Below are 20,523 nucleotides of genomic sequence, written 5' to 3' on the forward strand. Positions count from 1 at the left end.
ACCCGGCGCACGACGGCGGTGGCGGTCCGCCGGATCAGGGCCCAAGGTCCCGACACCGAGGGGACCGCAGCACCTGACCTCGGACGTCGCCACTCGGAAGGCTGAGGAGCGAGCACCCGAGGAGGAGTGATGGACGACAGGATCGTGGTGGGCGTGGACGGATCGCCCTCCAGCCTGACCGCGCTGCGGTGGGCTGTCGACGAGGCGGAGCTGCGCGGCGCGGTGGTCGAGGCCGTCCTGGCCTGGCACGTGGAGCACGGCATGGTCATCGGGCCGCTGTCCGCCGCCGTGGCCGCCAACCTGGACCGCGACCGGCTGCGCCAGGACGGCCAGGCGCGGTTGGACGAGATCGTCGACGGGCTCGGCGGACACGTCCGCGCGCTCCTCGCCGAGGGCGACGCCCGCGACGTGCTGGTCCGGGCCTCGCGGGACGCGGTGCTGCTCGTGGTCGGCAGCCGGGGCGCGGGTCCGATCCGCGGCGTGCTGCTGGGGTCGGTCAGCTCCCACTGCGTGCACCACGCGCACTGCCCGGTGGTCGTCATCCGCGAGCCCGAGCACACCGCGCCGGCCGAGCACACCGCGCCGGCCGAGCACACCGCGCCGGCCGAGCACACCGCGCCGGCCGAACCGGTCGGGCGCAAGCCCGTCATCACCCCCGGACCGCTGCTGTGACCGCGCCCCTGGTCGACCGCGCGCTGTTGGCGGACGGGTCCGTGGTGGAGTTGCGCGAGCTGGGTCGGGCCGACGCCGACGCCCTGCTCGCGCTGCACCGCGGCCTGCCCGCGGATGACCGCTACCTGCGGTTCTTCGGTGCCTCACCTCGGCACCTGGAGGACTTCGTCGCCCGCCTCACCTCGCCCGACGAGCCGAGGCACGTCGTGCTCGGCGCGTTCGCCGCCGGCGTGCTCGTCGGTGCGGCGAGCTACGTCCCGCTCGACGCCGACACCGCCGAGGTCGCCCTGGTCGTCGCCCACGAGCGGCAGTCCCACGGCGTCGGCACGCTCATGCTGGAGCACCTGGTGTCGCTGGCCCGCACCCGCGGTGTGCGGCGCTTCCACGCCGACGTGCTCACCTCCAACGCGAAGATGATGCGCGTGTTCGCCGACCTCGGCCTGACGTGGGTGTCCACGGCGGAGTGCGGCGAGGTGCGCATCGACCTCGGCCTGGAGCCCGGCGAACGCTACCTGGAGGCGGTCGCAGACCGCGAGCTGGCCGCCGACGTGGCGAGCCTGCGCGCCGTGCTCAAGCCGTCCTCGGTCGTGGTGGTCGGCGCGGGCCGCACGCGGTCCTCGGTCGGCAACGCCGTGCTGCGCAACCTGCTCCTCGGCGGCTACCGGGGAACCCTGTACGCCGTCAACCCGCACGCCGACCGCGTGCTGGGCGTCGCCTGCCACCGGTCGGTGGCCGACCTCCCGCGCACGCCGGAACTGGCGGTCGTGTGCGTGCCCGCCGAGGCCGTGCCGCGGGTCGCCGCGGACTGCGGCCGGCGCGGCGTCAAGGCCCTGGTCGTGATCACCTCGGGGGTGGACCGGGACCGGTTGCTCGACGTGGTCCGCCGGTACGGGATGCGCCTGGTCGGCCCCAACTGCGTCGGCGTGTCCGGCACCGATCCCGAGGTGCGGGTCAACGCCACCTTCCTGGCCGGCCGCCCCACCGCCGGCGACATCGGCGTGGTCACCCAGTCCGGCGGTGTCGCCATCGCGCTGGTCGAACGGCTGCGTGCGCTCGGCCTGGGCACCACCGAGCTTGTGTCTACCGGCGACAAGTACGACGTGAGCGGCAACGACCTGCTGCTGTGGTGGGAGCGCGACGAGCGCACCCGCGCGGTGGCGCTGTACACGGAGTCGTTCGGCAACCCGCGCAAGTTCTCCCGCCTGGCGCGCCGGGTCGCGCGCCACAAGCCGGTGCTGGCCGTGCGCGCCGCGAGCAGCGAGGCCGGGCAGCGCGCCGCCGCCTCGCACACCGCCGCCGCCGCGACCCCGGCCGTCACCCGCGACGCGCTGTTCCGGCAGGCCGGCGTGACCGCGGTGGACGGCGTCGGCGAGCTGGTCGAGGTGCTGGCCGCGCTGCACGCCACCCCGCTGCCCGTCGGCCGCCGCGTCGCCGTGCTGTCCAACGCGGGTGGTCTCGGCGTGCTGGCCGCCGACGCGTGCGTCCGCCACGGGTTGACCGTCGCCGAGCTGGGGACCGGCACGGTCGAGGCGTTGCGGGCCCTGCTGCCCCCCACCGCCGCCCCGCACGACCCGGTCGACACCACGGCCGCCGTCGACGAGCACGTGTTCGGCCGCTGCCTGGACCTCGTCGCGGCCGACCCGGCCGTGGACGCGGTCATCGCGGTCACCGTGCCGACCGCCGTGGGCGACCCGGCGGGCGGCGTGCACCGCACCGCCACACCCGTGCTCGCGGTCAGCGCGGACCAGGCCGGTCCCGTCTCGCTGACCCCGGACGGCATCGCCGTCTACGCCGACCCCGCCAGGGCCGCCGCCGTGCTGGCCGCCTTGGCCGAGCGCGGCCGGTGGCTGCGCCGAGCCGAACCGGCGCCGACCGGGTCGCCCGACGTGGACCTGGCCACCGCCCGGGAGGTCGTGGCCGGGCGGGAGGGGTGGCTGTCGCCCGACCGGGTGGTCCGGCTGCTCACGGCGTTCGGGCTGCCCGTGCTCGGCGGCGCGCTGGTGCGCGACGCGGGGTCGGCGGTCGCCGCCCAGCGCTCCTTCGGCGTGCCCGTGGCGCTCAAGGCGGTGGCCGACGACCTGCTGCACAAGAGCGAGGGCGGCGGGGTCCTGCTCGACCTCGACGCCGACTCCGTCGCCCGGGGTTTCGAGGAGCTGCGCGACCGGTTCGGCGACCGGCTGACCGGCGTGTTCGTCCAGCCCATGGCCCGGCGCGGCCGTGAGCTGCTGGTCGGCGTCGTCACCGACCCGCAGTTCGGGCCGCTGGTGGTGACCGGTCTCGGCGGCGTCGACACCGACCTGCTCGACGACCGCGCCGCCGCCCTCGCCCCGCTGTCGGACGCCGACCTGGACGACCTGCTGCACGACTTCCGCGCCGCGCCCAAGGTGTTCCACGACCACGACGAGTCCGCCGTGCGCGAGGTGCTGCGCCGCGTCTCGCACCTGGCCGAACTGCTGCCGGAGGTCGCCGAGCTGGACCTCAACCCCCTGACCCTCACCGACGACGGCGTGCTCGCGGTGGACGCGCGCGTCCGCGTGGCGCCGGTCGAACCGGTGGACCCGTTCCTGCGCAGGCTGCACGACCCCAGGAGGACCCCGTGACCACCGGCGAGAAGACCGCGCTCGTGTCCGTCTCCTACGCCAAGGGGGAGGAGTACGTGGTGCGGATGCGCGACCACGTGATCACCACCGACCAACCCGCCGCCGACGGCGGCGCCGACGCCGGCCCCGGTCCGGTCGAGCTGCTGGTGGCGTCGATGGCGGCGTGCACCGCCTTCTACGCGGGCCGCTTCCTCGACCGCCACGGCCTGCACCGGGAAGGGCTCACCGTCACCGCGCACCACCGGATGGCCGACGACCCCCAGCGCCGCGTCGGCGAGGTCCGGCTGGAGGTCACCCTGCCGCCCGGCTTCCCCCGGCGGCGCGAGACCGCGCTGCTCGCGGTCCTCCAGCACTGCACCGTGCACAACACGCTCCGGCACCCGCCGGAGATCACCATCGACCTGAACGAGGTGTGAGCCATGACCACGTCCCCGATCGTCGTCGGCATCGACGGGACCCCCGCCGGCGAGCGCGCACTGCGGTGGGCCGTCGACGAGGCCCTCCAGCGCAACGCCCCGCTGCACGTCGTGCACGCCTACGCCTACGAGCCGCTGGTCGACTGGACCATGATGACCGAGCAGGACGCCCGCGCCCGGTCGGAGGCGCTGGTGGGGGAGGCGCTGCGCGCCGCGGCCGTGGGCCGGGCGGAGTTCCCCGAGGTCGTCCGGCACAGCGTGCGCGGCCCGGCGGCGGACGCCCTGGAGGTGCGGGCGCGCGACGCGGCGATGCTGGTCGTCGCCGCCCACGGCGGCAGCCGGTTCCGCCAGGTGCTGCTCGGCAGCACCAGCGCCCACTGCGTGCGGCACGCCACCGTCCCCGTCGTGGTGCTGCCCGCCACGGCCGACGACCCGGCGGTGACCCGATGAGGGTCCGCGACGTGATGACCCGCGAGGTGGTGGCCGTCACGCCGGACACGTCGGTGCGCGACGCCGGCGCCCTGCTCGCCGCCCGCGGGTTCACCACGCTGCCCGTGGTGGACGGGCGCGGTGACCTGCTGGGCGTGCTCACCGAGGCCGACGCCCTGCGCGACCGGCTGCCGATCGACCCCAGGACCCTGGTCCACGGCGAACCGCCGCACCGCCGGCCCCGACCCCCGCGCACCGTCCGCGACCTGATGACCGGGCCACCGGTGGGCACCACCCCGGGCGCGGACGTCGCCGAGGTCGCGCGGCGGATGCTGGAGCACGGTGTGCGCAGCGTCGCCGTGGTCGAGGGCACGCGGCTGGTCGGCATCCTGACCCGCCGCGACCTGCTGCGCGCCGTCAGCCGCGATGACCGCGTGCTGGAGGCGGAGGTCCGCCACCGGCTGTGCCTCTACGGCGGGCCGGAGCGGTGGGAGGTCGCCGTCGTCGACGGCCGGGTGTCCATCGTGGACGAGCTGGACGACGAACGCGACCGGCACGTCGCCGCCGTGCTCGCGGGCGCCATCGCCGGCGTGGTGGGCGTGGACTTCCCGGAGTCGGCCCGCGGAGGGGTGGGACGTGCCGTCGGCGACCGCTGAGCGCGAGGCGGCCCCGCACGGCCTGCCGGTGCACGAGGTCGTGCTGCTCGCCGAGACCGACGCCGACACCGGCTTGGCCGGTGCGGTGGCGGAGCGGCGGTTCGCGGCGCTCGGCCCGAACACCCTGCCCGAGCGGCGCGGTCCGGGCTGGGCGCGGCGCCTGCTCGGGCAGTTCCACAACCCGTTGATCTACGTGCTGCTCGGCGCGGCGGCGTTGACGTTCGCCCTCGGCGAGGTCGTGGACGCCTCGGTGGTGCTGGCCGTCGTCCTGGTCAACGCCGCGGTGGGCCACCTCCAGGAGGCGCGGGCGGAGAAGGCGCTGGACGCGCTGGTGGCGATGGTGCGCACCACCGCGACCGTCGTGCGCGACGGGACGGCGGCGCGCGTGGACTCCGACCGGCTCGTACCGGGCGACCTGGTGGTCCTGGAGGAGGGCGACCAGGTGCCCGCCGACCTGCGGCTGGTGCGCGTCCGCGAGCTGCGGGTGGACGAGTCGGCGTTGACGGGGGAGTCGCAGCCGGTGGCCAAGGACCCGCTGCCGGTGCCGCACGACACGGCGCTGGCCGACCGCGTGGACATGGCCTACTCCGGCACGCTGGTCACCGGCGGCGGCGGGCGCGGCGTGGTCGTGTCCACCGGCGGGGACACCGAGATCGGCCGCGTGCACCGGCTGGTGGGCACCACCGAGACGGTGCGGACCCCGTTGACCCGCAAGCTCGCCCGGTTCAGCGGGCTGCTCACCCGGGTGATCCTCGGCCTGGCCGTGGTCGCCGTGGTGGTCGGGGTGCTGCGCGGCGAGCCGTTCGCCGACATGGTCACCGCCGCCGTCGCCCTGGCCGTCGGCGCGATCCCGGAAGGACTGCCCGCCGCGGTGACCGTGACGCTGGCCATCGGCGTGGCCCGGATGGCGCGGCGCAACGCGATCATCCGCCGGCTGCCCGCCGTGGAGACCCTGGGTTCCACCACGGTGATCTGCACCGACAAGACCGGCACCCTCACCGCCAACGCCATGACCGTGCGCGAGGTGGTCGCGGGTGGGCGGTGGTGGCGGGTCGGCGGGGTGGGCTACGGACCGGACGGCGACGTCCCGCCCGTGCCCGACGCGGTGCGCGAGGTCCTGCTGGCCGGGTTGGCCTGCAACGACGCCGACGTGGTCGAGCGCGACGGCCGCTGGACCCCGGTCGGCGACCCGACCGAGGCGGCGCTGGTGGTGGTCGCCCGCAAGGCGGGCGTCACCGACGTCCCGGAGCGGGTGGACGAGCTGCCGTTCACCTCGCAGCGCCGGTTCATGGCGACCCGCCACGAGGGCGGCGTGGTCTACCTCAAGGGCGCGGTCGAGCGGATCTCCGGGTTCACCGGCGGCCTCGACCACTCCGACGCCGAGCGCCTGGCGGGGGAGGGCCTGCGCGTGCTGGCCTTCGCCCGGACCCGCGTGCCCGTGGACGTCGAGCTGACCGAGGACGTGCTGCGCGGGGCGGAGTTCCTGGGGTTGCAGGCGATGCACGACCCGCCGCGCCCCGAGGCGATCGAGGCGGTGCGCGCCTGCCGGGACGCCGGCATCGAGGTCCGCATGATCACCGGCGACCACCTCGCCACCGCCCGCGCCATCGCCGAGCACTTCGACCTCGCCGAGGACGCCGTGCACGCCCGCGTCTCGCCCGAGGAGAAGCTCAGGCTGGTCCGGGACCTCCAGGCGAGCGGCGAGGTCGTGGCGATGACCGGGGACGGCGTCAACGACGCGCCCGCCGTGCGCCGCGCCGACATCGGCGTCGCGATGGGGCGCGGCGGCACCGAGGTCGCCAAGCAGGCCGCCGACATGGTGCTCACCGACGACAACTTCGCCACCATCCGCGCCGCCGTCGAGGAAGGCCGCGCCGTCTTCGACAACCTGCGCAAGTTCATCATCTGGACCCTGCCCACCAACATGGCGGAGGGCCTGGTCATCCTCACCGCCATCCTGGCCGGCACCGCCCTGCCGATCCTGCCCGTGCAGATCCTGTGGATCAACATGACCACCGCCGTCGCGCTCGGCCTGACGCTGGCGTTCGAACCGCGCGAGCCCGACGTGATGCGCCGCCCGCCGCTGCCGCCGTCGCTGCCGCTGCTGACCGGGGTGCTGATCCAGCGCATCCTGCTGGTGTCGGTGGTGCTGCTGGCGGGCTCGTTCGCCGCGTTCCACCTGGCCGACGGCACCGTGGAGCAGGCGCGCACGGTCGCCGTCAACGTCTTCGTCGCGGCCCAGATCGCCTACCTGTTCAACTCGCGCTCGCTGGAGAACTTCCGCCCGCACGTCGGGCTGCGCGCCAACCCGTGGCTGCCCGCCGGCATCGCCGTCACCGTCGTGCTGCAGCTGCTGTTCACCTACGCGCCGTTCATGAACGCGCTGTTCCACACCGAGCCCATCGGCTGGGGCTCGTGGGTGTTCGTGGCCGCGCTGGCGCTGGTCACCTACGCCGTGGTCGAGGCGGACAAGTGGTGGCGGCGGCGCTGACGCGTCGAGGCCCGTCCCGCGATCCCGGGACGGGCCTCGACGTCGTCCGGGTCACCGAGCGGGCACGACCACCACGGGGCAGGTCGCGTTCCGCAGACAGCGCGTGACGACCCCGCCCGGCAGCACCCCGTCGTCGCCTCCACCCGCTCACCCGTGCGCACCGCCGGCTCCAGCGCCCAGCGCAGCGCGGCTCGCGGCTCGCGGCCGATCCGTCCACACCGACCAGGATCATGACGTCCTCCCGTCTCCACCCCTCAGCGTCCGTCCCCGGGGGTGCGCGGGGAGAGCCCCGGGTCACCACCCGGCGGGACCAACGCCCCTCGTGACGGTCCCCTCACCCGACCTGCCGTCGGGGCAGGAGGTGCGTGGTGGGAGAACCGGTCGCGGGCGGGATCGACGGCTCGGAAGCGGCCCCGGGCGCGGTGCGGCAAGGCGCGGGCGGGCGGGGTCGAGGTGCAGGCCCGAACGGGAGGAGAGGACCGCTCCCGGCTTGACCTGATCGCCCCGACCCGAGGGCCTCAGCCGGCCTTGGGCACGCGGATCACGTCACCGGGGCTGATCGAGTCCGGATCGGTGATCGTCGCCGGGTTCGCCGCCACCAGCCGGTGGTAGAGGCCGCCCGAACCGTAGTAGGTGGTGGAGATCGCCCACAGCGTCTCCCCGGGCTGGACCACGTGCTCCAGGTAGACCCGGTAACCGGGGACGATCCTCGGGCCGAACAGGACGGGGACCACCACCTTGTCCAGCTCGGCGCCGTCCTTCGGCGAGACGTGGTACACCTCGACGAACAACCGGTCGAGGGTGAAGGCCGCCCCGGACACGTCGACGGTGACCTGGAACTGGCCGTGGCCGCCGACGCCGTCACCGGCCGTGAAGTACCCGGTCACCTCGTCGTGGCCCTCGTGGACCCGGTAGTTGAAGTTCGCCTCGAACGCACCCCCCGCCGTCCCGGCCACCCGGATGTGGTCGTCCACCAGGTCGTACGCCCTCGGTTGCTGCACGTCCACCGACACGGTTCGGCCTCCTGCCCCATCGGGTCGTCCGGCCCGCGCACCAGTGTCACCGCTCACCAGGGCACCCACCAGGGCACGAAGTCCCGGTCACGTCCTCAGCGGTCCATCTCCGCCAACTGGTGGGTGCAGCCGGTCCTGGAGCAGGTCCACCGCCTCGGCCCGCTCCTCCAGCAGCAGCGACACCGCGCTCGGCACGCCCCACGAGGAGCAGTGCCGCCGGTCGGTGCGGCGGCGGGGGATCGCGGCGGCCATCGCCACCTCGCCCTCGGTGGGCTCGTGCCGGGCGAACTCGACGGCCGCCAGGTGCTCCGGCTCGCCCGGGTCGGGCAGCCGGTGCACGGTGGGGTCGGTGGCGGGCACCGCGCGGGTCGGGGCCGCGTGGAGGCGGACGCTGTGGTCGCCGATGCGCCACCGCCACGGCTGCGTGTTGTGCACCGAGGGCGCACGGCACGCCAGTGCCACCGCCGCTCGGCTCGTGTCCCGGTCGGGCTGCTCGCGGTCCACCCGCCTCACCTCCACGTTCGTGTGCACCACCGACGGTGCACCGGCGGCGGGCCCGTTCGCAGGGTCGGAGGTCCCGCCCCACCGAGGACCGGCCGACTCTGTAAGCGACCGCCGCGCCGGACGACGCCGGACGTGCCGGACCACGCGGAGGAGGTCCACCCGGCGCGTCGCGGCCCGCCCGGACAGGCCGTGGACGCGGGCGAAGAACCGCAGGTTCTCCCGGCCGGTCAGATCGGGGTAGAGCACCAACTCCTGCGGCACGCAGCCGATGCGGCGCTTGCCCGTCGTGTCCCGCGTGGTCAGACGTCGACCGGCGACGACGACCTCGCCGGCGTCGGGCTCCAGGATGCCGACCACCATCGAGATCGTCGTCGTCTTGCCCGCGCCGTTCGGGCCGAGCAGGCCGTAGGTCTCCCCGGCCGCCGGCTCGAACGACACGTCGTCCACGGCCGGCAGGTCACCGGAACTCCTGCGCAACCGCGTGCAGGCGAGCACCGGCGTCATCGCCGCCCCTTCCGGTCGGCACCACGACGACCGGGCACGGCGCGTGGCGCACGCAGTAGGTGATGACCGAGCCGACCACGGTCACGTCCCCCCGGCGGTACCCGTGGCCGCCGAGCACGAGCAGGTCGGCGTCCTCCGCCGAGCCCACCAGCGCGGGGCCCGCCTCGCCGTCCACCACGGTCTCCTCGACCCGCACGCCGGGGACCGGGCCCAGCCCCGCCACGGCCTCGCGCAGCACCCGCCGGTGCGCGGTGTGGAAGGCGTCCCCACCCCCGCAGACCTCGGGGTGCATCCGGCAGGCCGACACCGCCAGCACGGTGCCGCCGCTCCCGGCGTGCCGCACGGCCCACTCCAGGGCCGCCGCACCCGCCGGCGAGGCGTCCACGCCGACGACGATCCTCTTCGTTCCGCTCATGATCCCGTCCTCCTGTTCTCGGATCGGCCCGAACGCCTCGGGGCGGGCGGGCCCGCGCCCGCCCGCCCCTCCACGCGTCACCGCAACCAGGTGTGGTCGCGGACCACCGGCAGGGTCGCCCACCAGCGGCCCAGGCCCCAGGTCGCGCCCGCGGCGGTGAGTGCGACCGCGATCAGCGCGACGGCGTAGATGATGTGGTAGTCGACGATCGGGTTGGTCGACGTGCTCGGTTCGCCGGCCGAGGTGAACTTCGCGAGCGGCCACTCCGCCGCCCACATGAGCAGCATCATCACCGTCCCCGCGACGGCGGCGAGGCGCAGGCCGATGCCGGCGACGACGGCGACGCCGATGGCGAGCAGGCCCAGCATGAACAGCCAGTCCGCCCACCAGGCCCCGGCCCAGGCGTGGAACACCGACTCGAACGGGCCGACCGCGACCCGGCCGAGGAACCCCTTGGTGGGCGACCCGCCGTTGATCCAGGCGTTGGCCGCCTTGGTGGCGTAGCCGAACCCGAAGAGCTTGTCGAAGAACGCCCAGAGGAACACGAACCCGGTCGTGATCCGCAGGACCGCGAGCGCGACGGCCCCGGCGTCGGCACGCGTCACCGTCGTGGCGACCGTGCGGGCCTCGGCCCCTGCCGTTCCCTCGGAGCGGGCGAACGCTGTCATGGCTCTCGTCTCCTCTGCTTCCGTCCTCGGCCCAAGCCTCTCGCCGGGAACGGCCGGGCGACGCGGGCGAAGGTCCTCGATCCACGGGGACGTCCGGCGCGTTCACCCGGCTCAGGGCCGAAGGGCCCTGTCCGGGCGGGGACCGCCGCCCCTGGGGCGGGATCGATCCCGACGGCAGTGTCGGTCCCAGCACCCGACACCCACTCAGGAGAAGCGCGATGCCGCAGCCCGGAACCACCGACCTGGAGCTGGTCGACGCCTACTGGCGCGCCGCGAACTACCTCTCGGCGGGGCAGATCTACCTGCTGGACAACCCGCTGCTGTCCACGCCGCTGACCCCCGCGCACATCAAGCCGAGACTGCTGGGCCACTGGGGCACCACGCCCGGCCTGAACTTCCTCTACGCCCACCTCAACCGGGTGATCAACGCCCGGTCGCAGGACGTCCTGTTCGTCACCGGTCCCGGTCACGGCGGTCCGGCGCTGCTCGCCAACACCTGGTTGGAGGGCAGCTACACCGAGACGCACCCGAGCGTGTCCCGCGACGGGGAGGGGATGCGGGCGCTGTTCCGCCAGTTCTCCTTCCCCGGCGGCGTGCCGAGCCACGTGGCGCCGGAGGTGCCGGGGTCGATCCACGAGGGCGGCGAGCTGGGCTACTCCCTCGCCCACGCCTTCGGCGCGGCGTTCGACAACCCGGACCTGGTGGTGGCGTGCGTGGTCGGCGACGGCGAGGCCGAGACCGGTCCGCTGGCCGCGAGCTGGCACGGCACGAAGTTCCTCAACCCGGCCCGGGACGGGGCGGTGCTGCCGATCCTGCACCTCAACGGCTACAAGATCGCCAACCCGGCGCTGCTGGCCCGCATCCCGCACGAGGAGCTGGACTCCCTGCTGCGCGGCTACGGCTACACCCCCCACTACGTGGAGGGCGACGACCCGGCCGTGCTGCACCCGCGCATGGCCCGGGTCTTCGACGAGGTGTTCGACGAGATCCACGCCATCAAGGACGCCGCCCGCGCCGGGAACACCGAGCGCCCCCGCTGGCCGGTGATCGTGCTGCGCACCCCGAAGGGGTGGACCGGTCCGGCCGAGGTGGACGGCGTACCGGTGGAGGGCACGTGGCGTTCCCACCAGGTCCCGCTGGCCGGTGTGCGGGACAACCCCGCCCACCTGGCCCAGCTGGAGGCGTGGTTGCGCTCCTACCGCCCGGAGGAGCTGTTCGACGCCGACGGCCGCCCGACGCCCGAACTGCTCGCCCTCGCCCCGCGCGGCGAGCTGCGGATGGGCGCGACCCCGCACGCCAACGGCGGCCTGCTGCTGCGCGACCTGCGCCTGCCGGGCACGGCGCCCCACGCGGTGGAGGTCGTCAAGCACGGCACCACGGCCTCGGAACCGATGCGGGTGCTGGGCCGGATGCTGCGCGACGTGATGACCCTCAACGCCGCCGAGCGCAACTTCCGCGTGTTCGGCCCCGACGAGACCGCCTCCAACCGCCTCGACGCGGTGTTCGAGGTGACCGCGAAGCAGTGGCTGGCCGAGAAGCTGCCCACCGACGAGCATCTGGAGACCGACGGCCGCGTGGTGGAGGTGCTCTCGGAGCACCTGTGCCAGGGGTTCCTGGAGGGCTACCTGCTCACCGGGCGGCACGGGGTGTTCAACTGCTACGAGGCGTTCATCCACATCGTGGACTCGATGTTCAACCAGCACGCCAAGTGGCTCAAGACGCACCGGCACATCGACTGGCGGCGTCCGGTGGCCTCGCTCAACTACCTGCTCTCGTCGCACGTGTGGCGGCAGGACCACAACGGCTTCTCCCACCAGGACCCCGGCTTCATCGACCACGTGATGAACAAGAAGGCCGAGGTCGTCCGCGTCTACCTGCCCGCCGACACCAACACCCTGCTGTCGGTGGCGGACCACTGCCTGCGCAGCCGCGACTACGTCAACGTCGTCGTGGCGGGCAAGAACTTCACGCCCGACTGGCTCAGCCCGGAGGAAGCGGCGCTGCACTGCGCGCGCGGCGCGGGCATCTGGGAGTGGGCCGGCACCGACGACGGCACGGGCGAGCCGGACGTGGTGCTGGCCTGTGCCGGCGACGCCCCGACGCTGGAGGTCATGGCCGCCGCCGCGGTGCTGCGCGAGCACCTGCCCGAGCTGAAGGTGCGCGTGGTCAACGTGGTCGACCTCATGCGCCTGCAACCCGACACCGAACACCCGCACGGGATGCCCGACCGCGAGTTCGACGCCCTGTTCACCCCCGACAAGCCGGTGATCTTCGCCTACCACGGCTACCCGTGGCTGATCCACCGCCTGACCTACCGGCGCACCAACCACCGCGACATCCACGTGCGCGGCTACAAGGAGGAGGGCACCACCACCACGCCGTTCGACATGCTCGTGCTCAACGACCTCGACCGCTACCGGCTGGTCGTCGACGTCCTCGACCGCGTGCCCGGGCTCGGCGTCAAGGCCGCCGGCCTGCGCCAGCGCATGACCGACCAGCGCGCCCGCCACCACACCCACATCCGCGAGCACGGCGAGGACCTGCCCGAGGTCCGCGACTGGACCTGGCCGTACTGATGAACGTGCTGGTGGTCAACGCGGGCTCCTCCAGCCTGAAGCTGACCGTGCTCGGCCGGGACGACGCGGTCCTGGCCGAGCACCACGTCGAGCGGTGGGACGGGAACACCCCCGACCTGGGGTCCGACCTGCCGCCCGTGCACGCCGTGGGGCACCGCGTCGTCCACGGCGGCACCCGCTTCACCGCGCCGGTCGTCGTCACGTCCGAGGTGCGCGGGGGGATCGCCGCGCTCACCGACCTCGCCCCGCTGCACCAGCCCCGCGCCCTCGCCGGCATCGACGCGGCCCGGGCGCTGCTGCCCGACGTGCCGCACGTCGCGTGCTTCGACACCGCCTTCCACGCCGGCCTGCCCCCGGCGGCCTCGACCTACCCGCTGCCGGGGGAGTGGCGAGCCCGCTGGGACCTGCGCCGCTACGGCTTCCACGGCCTGTCGCACGCCTACGCGTCCCGCCGCGCGACCGAGCTGACGGGTCTGCCCGGTGCCCGCGTCGTCACCTGTCACCTGGGCGCGGGGTGTTCGCTGGCCGCCGTCCGCGGCGGTCGCGCGGTCGACACCACCACGGGCTTCACCCCGCTGGGCGGCCTGCCCATGGCCACCCGCAGCGGCGACCTCGACCCCGGCGTGCTGCTGCACCTGCTCGACCACCTCACCCCCGGCGAACTCGCCGACGGCCTCGCGCACCGCTCGGGCCTGCTCGGCCTCTCCGGCCACGCCGACCTGCGCGACGTCCACGCCGCCATCGCGACCGGCTCCGCGGACGCCGGCCTGGCGCTCGACGTCTTCACCCACCGCCTGCGGCAGGGCATCGCCGCGATGGCCGCCTCACTGGGCGGCTTGGACGTGCTGGTCTTCACCGGTGGTATCGGCGAACACGACCCGATCGTGCGAACCCGCGCCGTCGAAGGGCTCGCGTTCCTCGGCCTGCGCCCGAGCCCGGCCCGCAACGCCGCCGCGCACGGCGACACCCGCATCACCTCGGACGCCTCCACCGCCTCCGCCTGGGTCGTCGGGGCCCGGGAGGACGTCGAGATCGCCGCCGGCGTCCGCCAGGCCCTGCGGAGCGTTCCGGCACGCGGTTGAGCGGGGGGCGCGTCGTCCGACACGCCCCCCGCTCGACCGATCACCTACACCGTCGGCGGCTCGTGGTGCTCCACCTCCGACCCGTGTTCCCCCCACCTCGGGTTCGCGCCGGTCCACCTCGATCGACCACTCGCTCGCCACGGCCGCGATCGCGGCGACCGCCGTGATGACCGGAGCGGCGACCGCCGCGACGACCCCCGCCGTCAGCGGAACCTCCATCACGGTGTGGCCCTTGTCGTTCTTGATGACCAGGCGGCGGACGCTGCCCTCGTGCCGGGTCCGCAATGTCGACCGACCAGGAGCGCACTTCCGCCGCGGAGGCACTCCGATGGGGTGCCCTCGGGGATGACGGTCGGGAGTGGCCGTTCAGGGGGTGCCCGCCCATCGACGGGTTCGGGCCCCGGCCGGGTGCCGGGGTCGCGGACCTCCTACGTCCCGTGATGGGGGTCGGCGGGGCGGTTCACGCCCGCAGCCCGTGCGCGGTGAACTGCCCGCGCACCCGCTCGCCCAGCTCCGCGTCCGGTACCGGGGTGTCGGTGAGCAGGAAGGGCAGGCCGATGGCCGCGTACTTCGGCGCGCCCATCCTGTGGAACGGCAGCACGTCCACGCGTTCCAGGGCCGGTCCGAGCGTGGCGGTGAAGGCCGCGACGCCCTCGACGTCGGCCGGGTCGTCGGTCAGGTCGGGCACCAGGACGAACCTGATCCACATCGGCTTGCCCAGGTCGGCCAACCGCCGGGCGAACTCCAGCGTCGGCGCGACCTCACCACCCGTCACGTGCCGGTAGGTGGTCGGGTCCCAGGACTTGATGTCCAGCAGCACCAGGTCGGTGTCGGCCGGCAGCTCGTCCGACGCACGCGCGCCCAGGAGACCGGAGGTGTCCAGGGCGGTGTGCAGGCCCATGCCCTTCACCGCGTGCAGCAGTTCCGCGGTGAACGCCGGTTGCGGCAACGGCTCGCCGCCGCTGATGGTCACGCCGCCGCCCGCCACCTCGATGAAGCGGCGGTACTTCGCGATCTCGGCCACCAGGTCGTCCACGGTGACGCGCCGCCCGTACCGCTCGAAGCGGGTCTCCGGGTTGTGGCAGTACAGGCAGCGCAGCGGGCACCCGGCGGTGAAGACGACGAACCGGGTGTCGGGGCCGTCCACGGCGGTGGCGAGGTCCCAGGAGTGGACGGTCCCGGTGGTCATCAGAGCGACCCGTGGAACCGCGGTCTTCCGGTGAAGGGCATAAATGTGAGCGCTAACTTTATGTTGTGCGGCGAAACGGAAGCAGTCGAATGATTCGACAGTCGGCTCCGTCGCAGCTAAAAATAGCTAAAGTTTCCAGGTTGCTCTATAGGGAGTAATTCGACACCGATGCGGGCGGTCATATCTTGTGAACGTGAACATCCTGCGGTAACACTGGCATCGACGGACCGGCGGGTAGCGGACCTGCGGGCGGCGGACCCCGCGACCGCGAGCGCGGCACGACCCGGCGCGCGACCCCGACCGCCCACCGCGACAGCGGACGAACGTCCCGATCCGGACGGTTCCACCCACCGCGCCCGCCCGTGAAGGCGGGTGCTGCGCAGAAAGCACCGGACACATGAAACTGACAACGAAGTCGGTGTCACGAGTGGCGCTCGTGACGACGTTGGTCGCCGCCGCAGCCGGCGGCACCGCGGTCCTGACCGCCACCTCGGCCAACGCCGCGAGCACGCTGGGCGCGTCGGCGGCCCAGAGCGGCCGCTACTTCGGCACCGCCGTCGCGGCCGGCCGGCTCGGCGACTCGACCTACGTCGGAATCCTCAACCGGGAGTTCGACATGGTCACCGCCGAGAACGAGATGAAGATGGACGCCACCGAGCCGAACCAGAACCAGTTCAGCTACGCCAACGGCGACCGGATCGTCAACCACGCCCGCAACCAGGGCAAGCGCGTGCGCGGCCACACCCTGGCCTGGCACGCCCAGCAGCCCGGCTGGATGCAGCGCATGGAGGGCTCGGCGCTGCGCTCCGCGCTGGTCAACCACATCACCAAGGTCGCGTCCTACTACCGGGGCAAGGTCTACGCGTGGGACGTGGTGAACGAGGCGTTCGCCGACGGCGGCAGCGGCGGCCGGCGCGACTCCAACCTCCAGCGCACCGGCAACGACTGGATCGAGGTCGCCTTCCGCACCGCCCGCGCCGCCGACCCCGGCGCGAAGCTCTGCTACAACGACTACAACACCGACAGCTGGGCCGCCGCCAAAACCCAAGGCGTGTACCGGATGGTCCAGGACTTCAAGTCCCGCGGCGTCCCGATCGACTGCGTCGGGCTGCAGTCCCACTTCGGCACGAGCATCCCCGGTGACTACCAGACCACGATCCAGCGCTTCGCCGACCTCGGCGTGGACGTGCAGATCACCGAGCTGGACATCGCCGGCTCCGGCAGCCAGCAGGCCGACAACTACCGCCGGGTCACCCAGGCGTGCCTGGCCGTCGCGCGCTGCACGGGCATCACCGTGTGGGGCGTCCGCGACACCGACTCGTGGCGCTACCCGGGCGACTCACCGCTGCTGTTCGACGGCTCGGGGAACAAGAAGGCCGCCTACACCTCCGTCCTCAACGCCCTCAACGCCGCGGGGCCCACCGGTCCGACCACCACTACCACCACCACGTCGCAGGACCCCGGCCCCGGCGGCTGCACCGCGACCGTGGGCCTGAACAGCTGGAACGGCGGTTTCGTCGCGAACGTCAAGGTCACCGCCGGGTCGTCCGCGTTGAACGGCTGGTCCGTCTCGGTGCCCCTGCCCGGCGGGGCGACGGTGACCGGCCAGTGGAGCTCCAACCGCTCCGGCAGCAGCGGCACGGTGACGTTCACCAACGTCGACTACAACGGCAACGTCGCGGCGGGGCAGTCGGTCGAGTTCGGGTTCCAGGCCACCGGCAGCGCCGGCTCGCTGTCCCCGACCTGCACGGCACGGTGACGCGGACGGCCGGACGCCGGGCGAGCGCCGACACGACGGTGTGAAGCGGCCTGCCCCTCACGCGTCCTGCCCGGGGTGCCGGGCAGACCGCCGCGTGCGCCGCCGCGCCCGTCCCGACACGTAGGCCACCACGACGGTTCCGCTCCGGGCGCGCGACGTCTTCGGAGCGGAACCGGCCACGCCACCGGAGTCCGTCGACGTCCTGGTGCACGCGGTCCGGGTTCAGGACTCGCGCCGTGACCCGCCGTCCCGGGGCAGACTTCGTTAAATTTCTATGATTACTTCAGTGTAGACTTACGCCAAGTGTATGAACAGCCGGGCACGGAATTTCACGCCACGAGGACGAGAGCTTGGCGACGGCCGACGCGGGCTTCGCGTGGGGTGCGAACACGGTTGTGCGGAGTTTCGTGGTTCATTCCCGGCTCGCGGGCGACCTGCCACAACGGCCGGTCCGGCGAACGGGCCGACCTCAGCTCGAAGGTTGTCGCTGCCGGTCAAGCAGCGCATCTGAACTCGTCGATGAGATCACCCGAGAGGCTGGTGGTGGCGGCACGCGCCTCGGGTCGCCCGTGCCTCACGATCCGGTCGGCGAGTCGTCCGGGAGCAGGCCGGTGACGTCGCGGTTCATCGCGACCAGCGTTCGGACGGTGGCGAAGCCGAGCTGGTGGTTGACCCGGATCATGTGGGTGTTCTCACGACCCGTGGACGTCTGGAACCGCTCCAGCTCGGGGTGGTCGGCGACCACCCACTTCGCCATCGCCGCCTTGACCGCCAGGCCGAGTCCGCGTCCGCGGTGCGCGGCGAGCACGGCCGTGTCGAGTTGGTAGCCCCAGTTCTTCCGGTGGGGTGGGACGACCATCTCGGTGAAACCCGCCACCTCGCCGGTCTTCTCGTGCACTGCGACGACCACCCGGTGCTCGACTCCCTGCGCGCGCAGGTCCGCCTCGTGCTGCCGGACCGCGGCCGGTGTCCAGCGCGGGTTCCCGAACTCGCTGTCCTCCAGGGGTGCGTCGTGGATGGCGTCGCGGGCCGTGGCGTAGGAGTCGACCAGTGGCTCCGGCGCGCTGCCCCGCCACCGCTCGACCCGGTACCCCGCGGCCGGTTCGGCGTTCCACGGCGTCCGGTCGGCGTGGGCGAGTTCCAGTGCCTGGATCACGATCGAGCGGACGGGGCGGAAACCCAGTCCGATGGCCCAGGGCTCCGCGGGGCTGCCGGCTTCGACCTGCCAGCCCTCGATGGTTTCGCGGCCCCTGTCTCGGCACAGCGAGGCGATAGCCGTCAGCAGGGCGGTGCCGATGCCGCGTCGACGGGCTTCCGGTCGGACCTGCACCTCGGCGACCGCCAGGTGGGTGTTCTCCGTGTCCGGGAAGTGGGCGTTCGCGATGCCGACCACGCCGCCGCCGTCCCGTGCGACCCAGTGGACGGCGGGTCCCAGACCGGGGAACGGGGTGCTCAACCGGCCGATCACGTTCTCGTAGGTCAACCGGGGCTCGTCGGGTCGGTCGAACTCCTGGCAGGCCACGACCACCTGGTAGTGGTCGACGAGGTCCGCCTCGCTCGCGTTCGCCGGTTCGAACCGCTCGATCAGGTCGTCATCCATGCGTCACACCGGTCCCCTCCACCGCGCGGACGTTTTCCGCCGGCGATCCAATCACCGGCGGGCCGGTCGTCGCCACACGGTTGTGCCCGGGTGTGGATGACCGGGAGGCGTGGGGGTTACCGCGGTTGCGGGTAATCGGCGTCACTTTGACCGTGGTGATGGTGGTGCGCCATGCTTTGCCGGCAGGGGGGAGTACCCACTGAGTTCGTGATCGTCATTCCGGTCGCTCCGCGGCGACCCGGTCACGGCGCCACCGTGTTCGGTGGTCGGGGAGACCTCGGTTCGCAGTGGGAACCGGAGGACCCGTCATGCGCTCTACACCCGTTCCGGCCGTCGTAGCAGCGGCTCGTGGTGTCCGCCCAGTCGTGGGCACCCTTTTCCGGGCCGGCGTCACGCCCTCGGCCTGATCCCGTACGGCTTCCGGGCCCGAAGAGGCCGGAAGCCGGTTCGGCGCTGTCCGGGCGCTCGAACCGGCCTTGTCGACGACCGAGCCCGCCGGCGGGACGACCTGTGGTCTCCCCGTGCGATCCGGCGTGCCTTCACCAAGGGGGACTTGTGAAATCAGATGCCCGTGCGCGCCTGTGGGGTGTGTTGTTGTGCGTCCTGGTGGCTGTGGGGTGTACTTCGCTCGCCGAGCTGTCCAACCTCAGGTCCCGCGTCCAGGACGCGGGTTACACCGGGGTTTCCGTCGAGCACAACACCTCCAACGGCTTCGACACGCTCGCCGTCGCCGCCTACGCCGCCGACCGGGGGACCGACGACGGCGAGAAGATCTTCCGCCTGGTCTGGGAGACCTATCCCGAGGACGTCGACCGCGTCGTGGTCGTCGTCAACGACAAGGCGCGGGCCGCTTCCAAGGAGGAACTGCGCAAGGCGTACGGCCCTCGCAAGTTCCAGCCCGCCGGTGGGTCCGGTTCGGGCACCGTCCTCCTGTGGGTCCTCTTCGCCGCCTTCCTGGTGGTCTGCGGTCTGATCGCCGCGGAGATCGTCCGCCGTCGCAGGCGCCGCCGCGTTGAGCGGGTGGTGCCGCCCCGCCCGCCGGGTCCGTACTACAAGTTCTGACACGTCGGGTCGGTTCCACGGTCGGTGGAACCGACCCGATGGCTCGCAGCCCGGGATACCGTTGATGCGCTGCTCGGCGAAGTCACCTGCTCTCCCCAGGGGAGGCGTCTGCCGGATGCCCTGTGGTGCCGCTGGTTGGCCAAGGGACGCTTCCACGATCGACCGGGTTCGGTGGGCGACCTTCGCTTGTCGAAGTTCGGGTTGGGTGACGGTGGCCGGTTGGGCGGACAGGAGGACCTGTGTCCGGCCGGAGCCGTCCACGGCGTTCGTGCCGCGCAGGTCGCCTCCGTCGCCGTCGTGGGGGTCGTCGATGTGGTGCCGGAGCGAGCCGTCGAGCTTGTGTCCGAAGTAGACGCCCCGACCGGGTGGCAGCACGTCTTCGAACACCTGTCGCTTGGTGGACCGCGGTTCGCAGCGCGTCCAGTCGTCCGTTCCGCGGATCTTGCAGGACAGCAGCCTGTCGTCGCTGTGGTCTGGCTGCAGGTCATGTCCGGGTCGTTGCGGTGGTTGTACCAGTCGGTGGCCCGGGTCGGCATCTCGGTGCGGGTGATCTTCCCGCCGATCGTCGAGGTGGCCGCAACGAGGGCTGGGGCCGGCGTGGGCGCTACCGGCGTCGCCGCTGTGACCGGCACCGCGACCGATTTTCTCGGCAGCATCGTGGTCGTGCGGTCGAGGCCCCTCGGGGTCGCTGACGCTTTACTGAACGCCGACCTGGCACGTGAACCGACACCGCAACAGCAGGGGGGCGCCGGCCCCGGGCCTTCGGACCTGCGGCCTCCTGGATGAGGACGAGCGGAATCCGGTGAAGCCGTCAGGGCGGGGTCCTGGCACCCCACGGGCTCGGGCGTGGTGGCGTAGTCGGTCGTGGTGCCGTGTCGGTCGATGTC

16 protein-coding genes and 3 pseudogenes are annotated in these 20,523 nt (G+C 73.2%); 11 read left to right on the forward strand and 8 right to left on the reverse strand.

Going from position 1 to position 20,523, the window contains the following annotated elements; all coding sequences use genetic code 11:
• Window positions 1-129: 129 nt before the first annotated feature.
• The 6 genes from ACRAKJ_RS14330 to ACRAKJ_RS14355 are packed head-to-tail and all read left to right on the forward strand — an operon-like array spanning window position 130 to window position 7,264.
• Window positions 130-672: a universal stress protein gene (locus tag ACRAKJ_RS14330; protein WP_438926554.1), complete on the forward strand. Its 543-nt coding sequence runs from the start codon at window positions 130-132 to the stop codon at window positions 670-672.
• Window positions 669-3,272, forward strand: coding sequence for a GNAT family N-acetyltransferase (locus ACRAKJ_RS14335; RefSeq protein WP_438926555.1), 2,604 nt, complete (start codon window positions 669-671; stop codon window positions 3,270-3,272). Before ACRAKJ_RS14330 ends, ACRAKJ_RS14335 begins: the two co-directional genes overlap by 4 nt.
• Window positions 3,269-3,688 (forward strand): OsmC family protein, encoded by a 420-nt coding sequence (locus ACRAKJ_RS14340; protein ID WP_438926556.1) that lies wholly within the window; start codon window positions 3,269-3,271, stop codon window positions 3,686-3,688. The genes ACRAKJ_RS14335 and ACRAKJ_RS14340 overlap by 4 nt, the downstream gene beginning before the upstream one ends.
• A 3-nt stretch (window positions 3,689-3,691) precedes the next feature.
• Entirely contained in the window at window positions 3,692-4,138 is a 447-nt protein-coding gene (locus ACRAKJ_RS14345; protein WP_438926557.1) for a universal stress protein, read from the forward strand.
• Entirely contained in the window at window positions 4,135-4,773 is a 639-nt protein-coding gene (locus ACRAKJ_RS14350; RefSeq protein WP_438926558.1) for a CBS domain-containing protein, read from the forward strand. Before ACRAKJ_RS14345 ends, ACRAKJ_RS14350 begins: the two co-directional genes overlap by 4 nt.
• Window positions 4,754-7,264: an HAD-IC family P-type ATPase gene (locus tag ACRAKJ_RS14355; RefSeq protein ID WP_438926559.1), complete on the forward strand. Its 2,511-nt coding sequence runs from the start codon at window positions 4,754-4,756 to the stop codon at window positions 7,262-7,264. Before ACRAKJ_RS14350 ends, ACRAKJ_RS14355 begins: the two co-directional genes overlap by 20 nt.
• 518 nt (window positions 7,265-7,782) lie before the next feature.
• Here the strand turns inward: ACRAKJ_RS14355 and ACRAKJ_RS14360 are convergent.
• The 5 genes and pseudogenes from ACRAKJ_RS14360 to ACRAKJ_RS14380 all read right to left on the reverse strand — a co-directional run bounded on the left by ACRAKJ_RS14360 (window position 7,783) and on the right by ACRAKJ_RS14380 (window position 10,368).
• Window positions 7,783-8,277 carry a Gmad2 immunoglobulin-like domain-containing protein gene (locus ACRAKJ_RS14360; protein ID WP_438926560.1) on the reverse strand — a complete coding sequence of 165 codons (495 nt, stop codon included), beginning with the start codon at window positions 8,275-8,277 and terminating at the stop codon, window positions 7,783-7,785.
• A gap of 186 nt (window positions 8,278-8,463) precedes the next feature.
• Window positions 8,464-8,781 (reverse strand): annotated as a pseudogene (locus ACRAKJ_RS14365) (Acg family FMN-binding oxidoreductase); the annotation flags it as partial.
• 147 nt (window positions 8,782-8,928) lie between these two features.
• Window positions 8,929-9,285, reverse strand: a pseudogene (locus tag ACRAKJ_RS14370) (ATP-binding cassette domain-containing protein); the annotation flags it as partial.
• On the reverse strand, window positions 9,239-9,700 hold the full coding sequence (locus ACRAKJ_RS14375; RefSeq protein WP_438926561.1) for a universal stress protein: 462 nt from the start codon (window positions 9,698-9,700) through the stop codon (window positions 9,239-9,241). The gene ACRAKJ_RS14375 and the pseudogene ACRAKJ_RS14370, both read right to left, overlap by 47 nt.
• A gap of 77 nt (window positions 9,701-9,777) precedes the next feature.
• The gene (locus ACRAKJ_RS14380; RefSeq protein ID WP_447008971.1) at window positions 9,778-10,368 is read right to left on the reverse strand and encodes a hypothetical protein; all 591 of its coding nucleotides are present in this window, start codon (window positions 10,366-10,368) and stop codon (window positions 9,778-9,780) included.
• 218 nt (window positions 10,369-10,586) lie between these two features.
• Here ACRAKJ_RS14380 and ACRAKJ_RS14385 point away from each other — a divergent pair, with 218 nt between their 5' ends.
• Window positions 10,587-12,944, forward strand: coding sequence for a phosphoketolase (locus tag ACRAKJ_RS14385; RefSeq protein WP_438923934.1), 2,358 nt, complete (start codon window positions 10,587-10,589; stop codon window positions 12,942-12,944).
• Window positions 12,944-14,026 (forward strand): acetate/propionate family kinase, encoded by a 1,083-nt coding sequence (locus tag ACRAKJ_RS14390; RefSeq protein WP_438923935.1) that lies wholly within the window; start codon window positions 12,944-12,946, stop codon window positions 14,024-14,026. Before ACRAKJ_RS14385 ends, ACRAKJ_RS14390 begins: the two co-directional genes overlap by 1 nt.
• A 120-nt stretch (window positions 14,027-14,146) precedes the next feature.
• Here ACRAKJ_RS14390 and ACRAKJ_RS14395 read toward each other — a convergent pair.
• Window positions 14,147-14,350, reverse strand: a pseudogene (locus ACRAKJ_RS14395) (DUF4342 domain-containing protein); the annotation flags it as partial.
• Window positions 14,351-14,486: 136 nt separating this feature from the next.
• Entirely contained in the window at window positions 14,487-15,215 is a 729-nt protein-coding gene (gene pflA / locus ACRAKJ_RS14400) for a pyruvate formate-lyase-activating protein (protein ID WP_438923936.1), read from the reverse strand.
• A gap of 397 nt (window positions 15,216-15,612) precedes the next feature.
• On the opposite strand from pflA, the gene ACRAKJ_RS14405 reads away from it, so the two are divergent.
• Window positions 15,613-16,974: an endo-1,4-beta-xylanase gene (locus ACRAKJ_RS14405; RefSeq protein WP_438923937.1), complete on the forward strand. Its 1,362-nt coding sequence runs from the start codon at window positions 15,613-15,615 to the stop codon at window positions 16,972-16,974.
• Window positions 16,975-17,548: 574 nt separating this feature from the next.
• Here the strand turns inward: ACRAKJ_RS14405 and ACRAKJ_RS14410 are convergent.
• Window positions 17,549-18,574, reverse strand: a complete 1,026-nt coding sequence (locus tag ACRAKJ_RS14410) for a GNAT family N-acetyltransferase (RefSeq protein ID WP_438923938.1) — start codon at window positions 18,572-18,574, stop codon at window positions 17,549-17,551.
• Window positions 18,575-19,186: 612 nt separating this feature from the next.
• Between ACRAKJ_RS14410 and ACRAKJ_RS14415 the strand changes: the two genes are divergently transcribed.
• Both ACRAKJ_RS14415 and ACRAKJ_RS14420 read left to right on the forward strand, forming a co-directional pair.
• Window positions 19,187-19,636 (forward strand): hypothetical protein, encoded by a 450-nt coding sequence (locus ACRAKJ_RS14415; RefSeq protein ID WP_447008972.1) that lies wholly within the window; start codon window positions 19,187-19,189, stop codon window positions 19,634-19,636.
• A gap of 135 nt (window positions 19,637-19,771) precedes the next feature.
• The gene (locus ACRAKJ_RS14420; protein ID WP_438923940.1) at window positions 19,772-20,422 is read left to right on the forward strand and encodes a hypothetical protein; all 651 of its coding nucleotides are present in this window, start codon (window positions 19,772-19,774) and stop codon (window positions 20,420-20,422) included.
• Window positions 20,423-20,523: the final 101 nt, after the last annotated feature.

It is taken from the genome of Saccharothrix sp. DSM 118769, assembly GCF_052936295.1.

Excerpts from the sequence above, each read along its gene's own strand:
- ACRAKJ_RS14410 (WP_438923938.1), bottom strand. The coding sequence starts at position 18,574 with ATGGATGACGACCTGATCGAGCGGTTCGAACCGGCGAACGCGAGCGAG.
- pflA (WP_438923936.1), bottom strand. The coding sequence starts at position 15,215 with ATGACCACCGGGACCGTCCACTCCTGGGACCTCGCCACCGCCGTGGAC.
- ACRAKJ_RS14375 (WP_438926561.1), bottom strand. The coding sequence starts at position 9,700 with ATGAGCGGAACGAAGAGGATCGTCGTCGGCGTGGACGCCTCGCCGGCG.
- ACRAKJ_RS14385 (WP_438923934.1), top strand. The coding sequence starts at position 10,587 with ATGCCGCAGCCCGGAACCACCGACCTGGAGCTGGTCGACGCCTACTGG.
- ACRAKJ_RS14390 (WP_438923935.1), top strand. The coding sequence starts at position 12,944 with ATGAACGTGCTGGTGGTCAACGCGGGCTCCTCCAGCCTGAAGCTGACC.
- ACRAKJ_RS14380 (WP_447008971.1), bottom strand. The coding sequence starts at position 10,368 with ATGACAGCGTTCGCCCGCTCCGAGGGAACGGCAGGGGCCGAGGCCCGC.
- ACRAKJ_RS14345 (WP_438926557.1), top strand. The coding sequence starts at position 3,692 with ATGACCACGTCCCCGATCGTCGTCGGCATCGACGGGACCCCCGCCGGC.
- ACRAKJ_RS14405 (WP_438923937.1), top strand. The coding sequence starts at position 15,613 with ATGAAACTGACAACGAAGTCGGTGTCACGAGTGGCGCTCGTGACGACG.
- ACRAKJ_RS14350 (WP_438926558.1), top strand. The coding sequence starts at position 4,135 with ATGAGGGTCCGCGACGTGATGACCCGCGAGGTGGTGGCCGTCACGCCG.
- ACRAKJ_RS14330 (WP_438926554.1), top strand. The coding sequence starts at position 130 with ATGGACGACAGGATCGTGGTGGGCGTGGACGGATCGCCCTCCAGCCTG.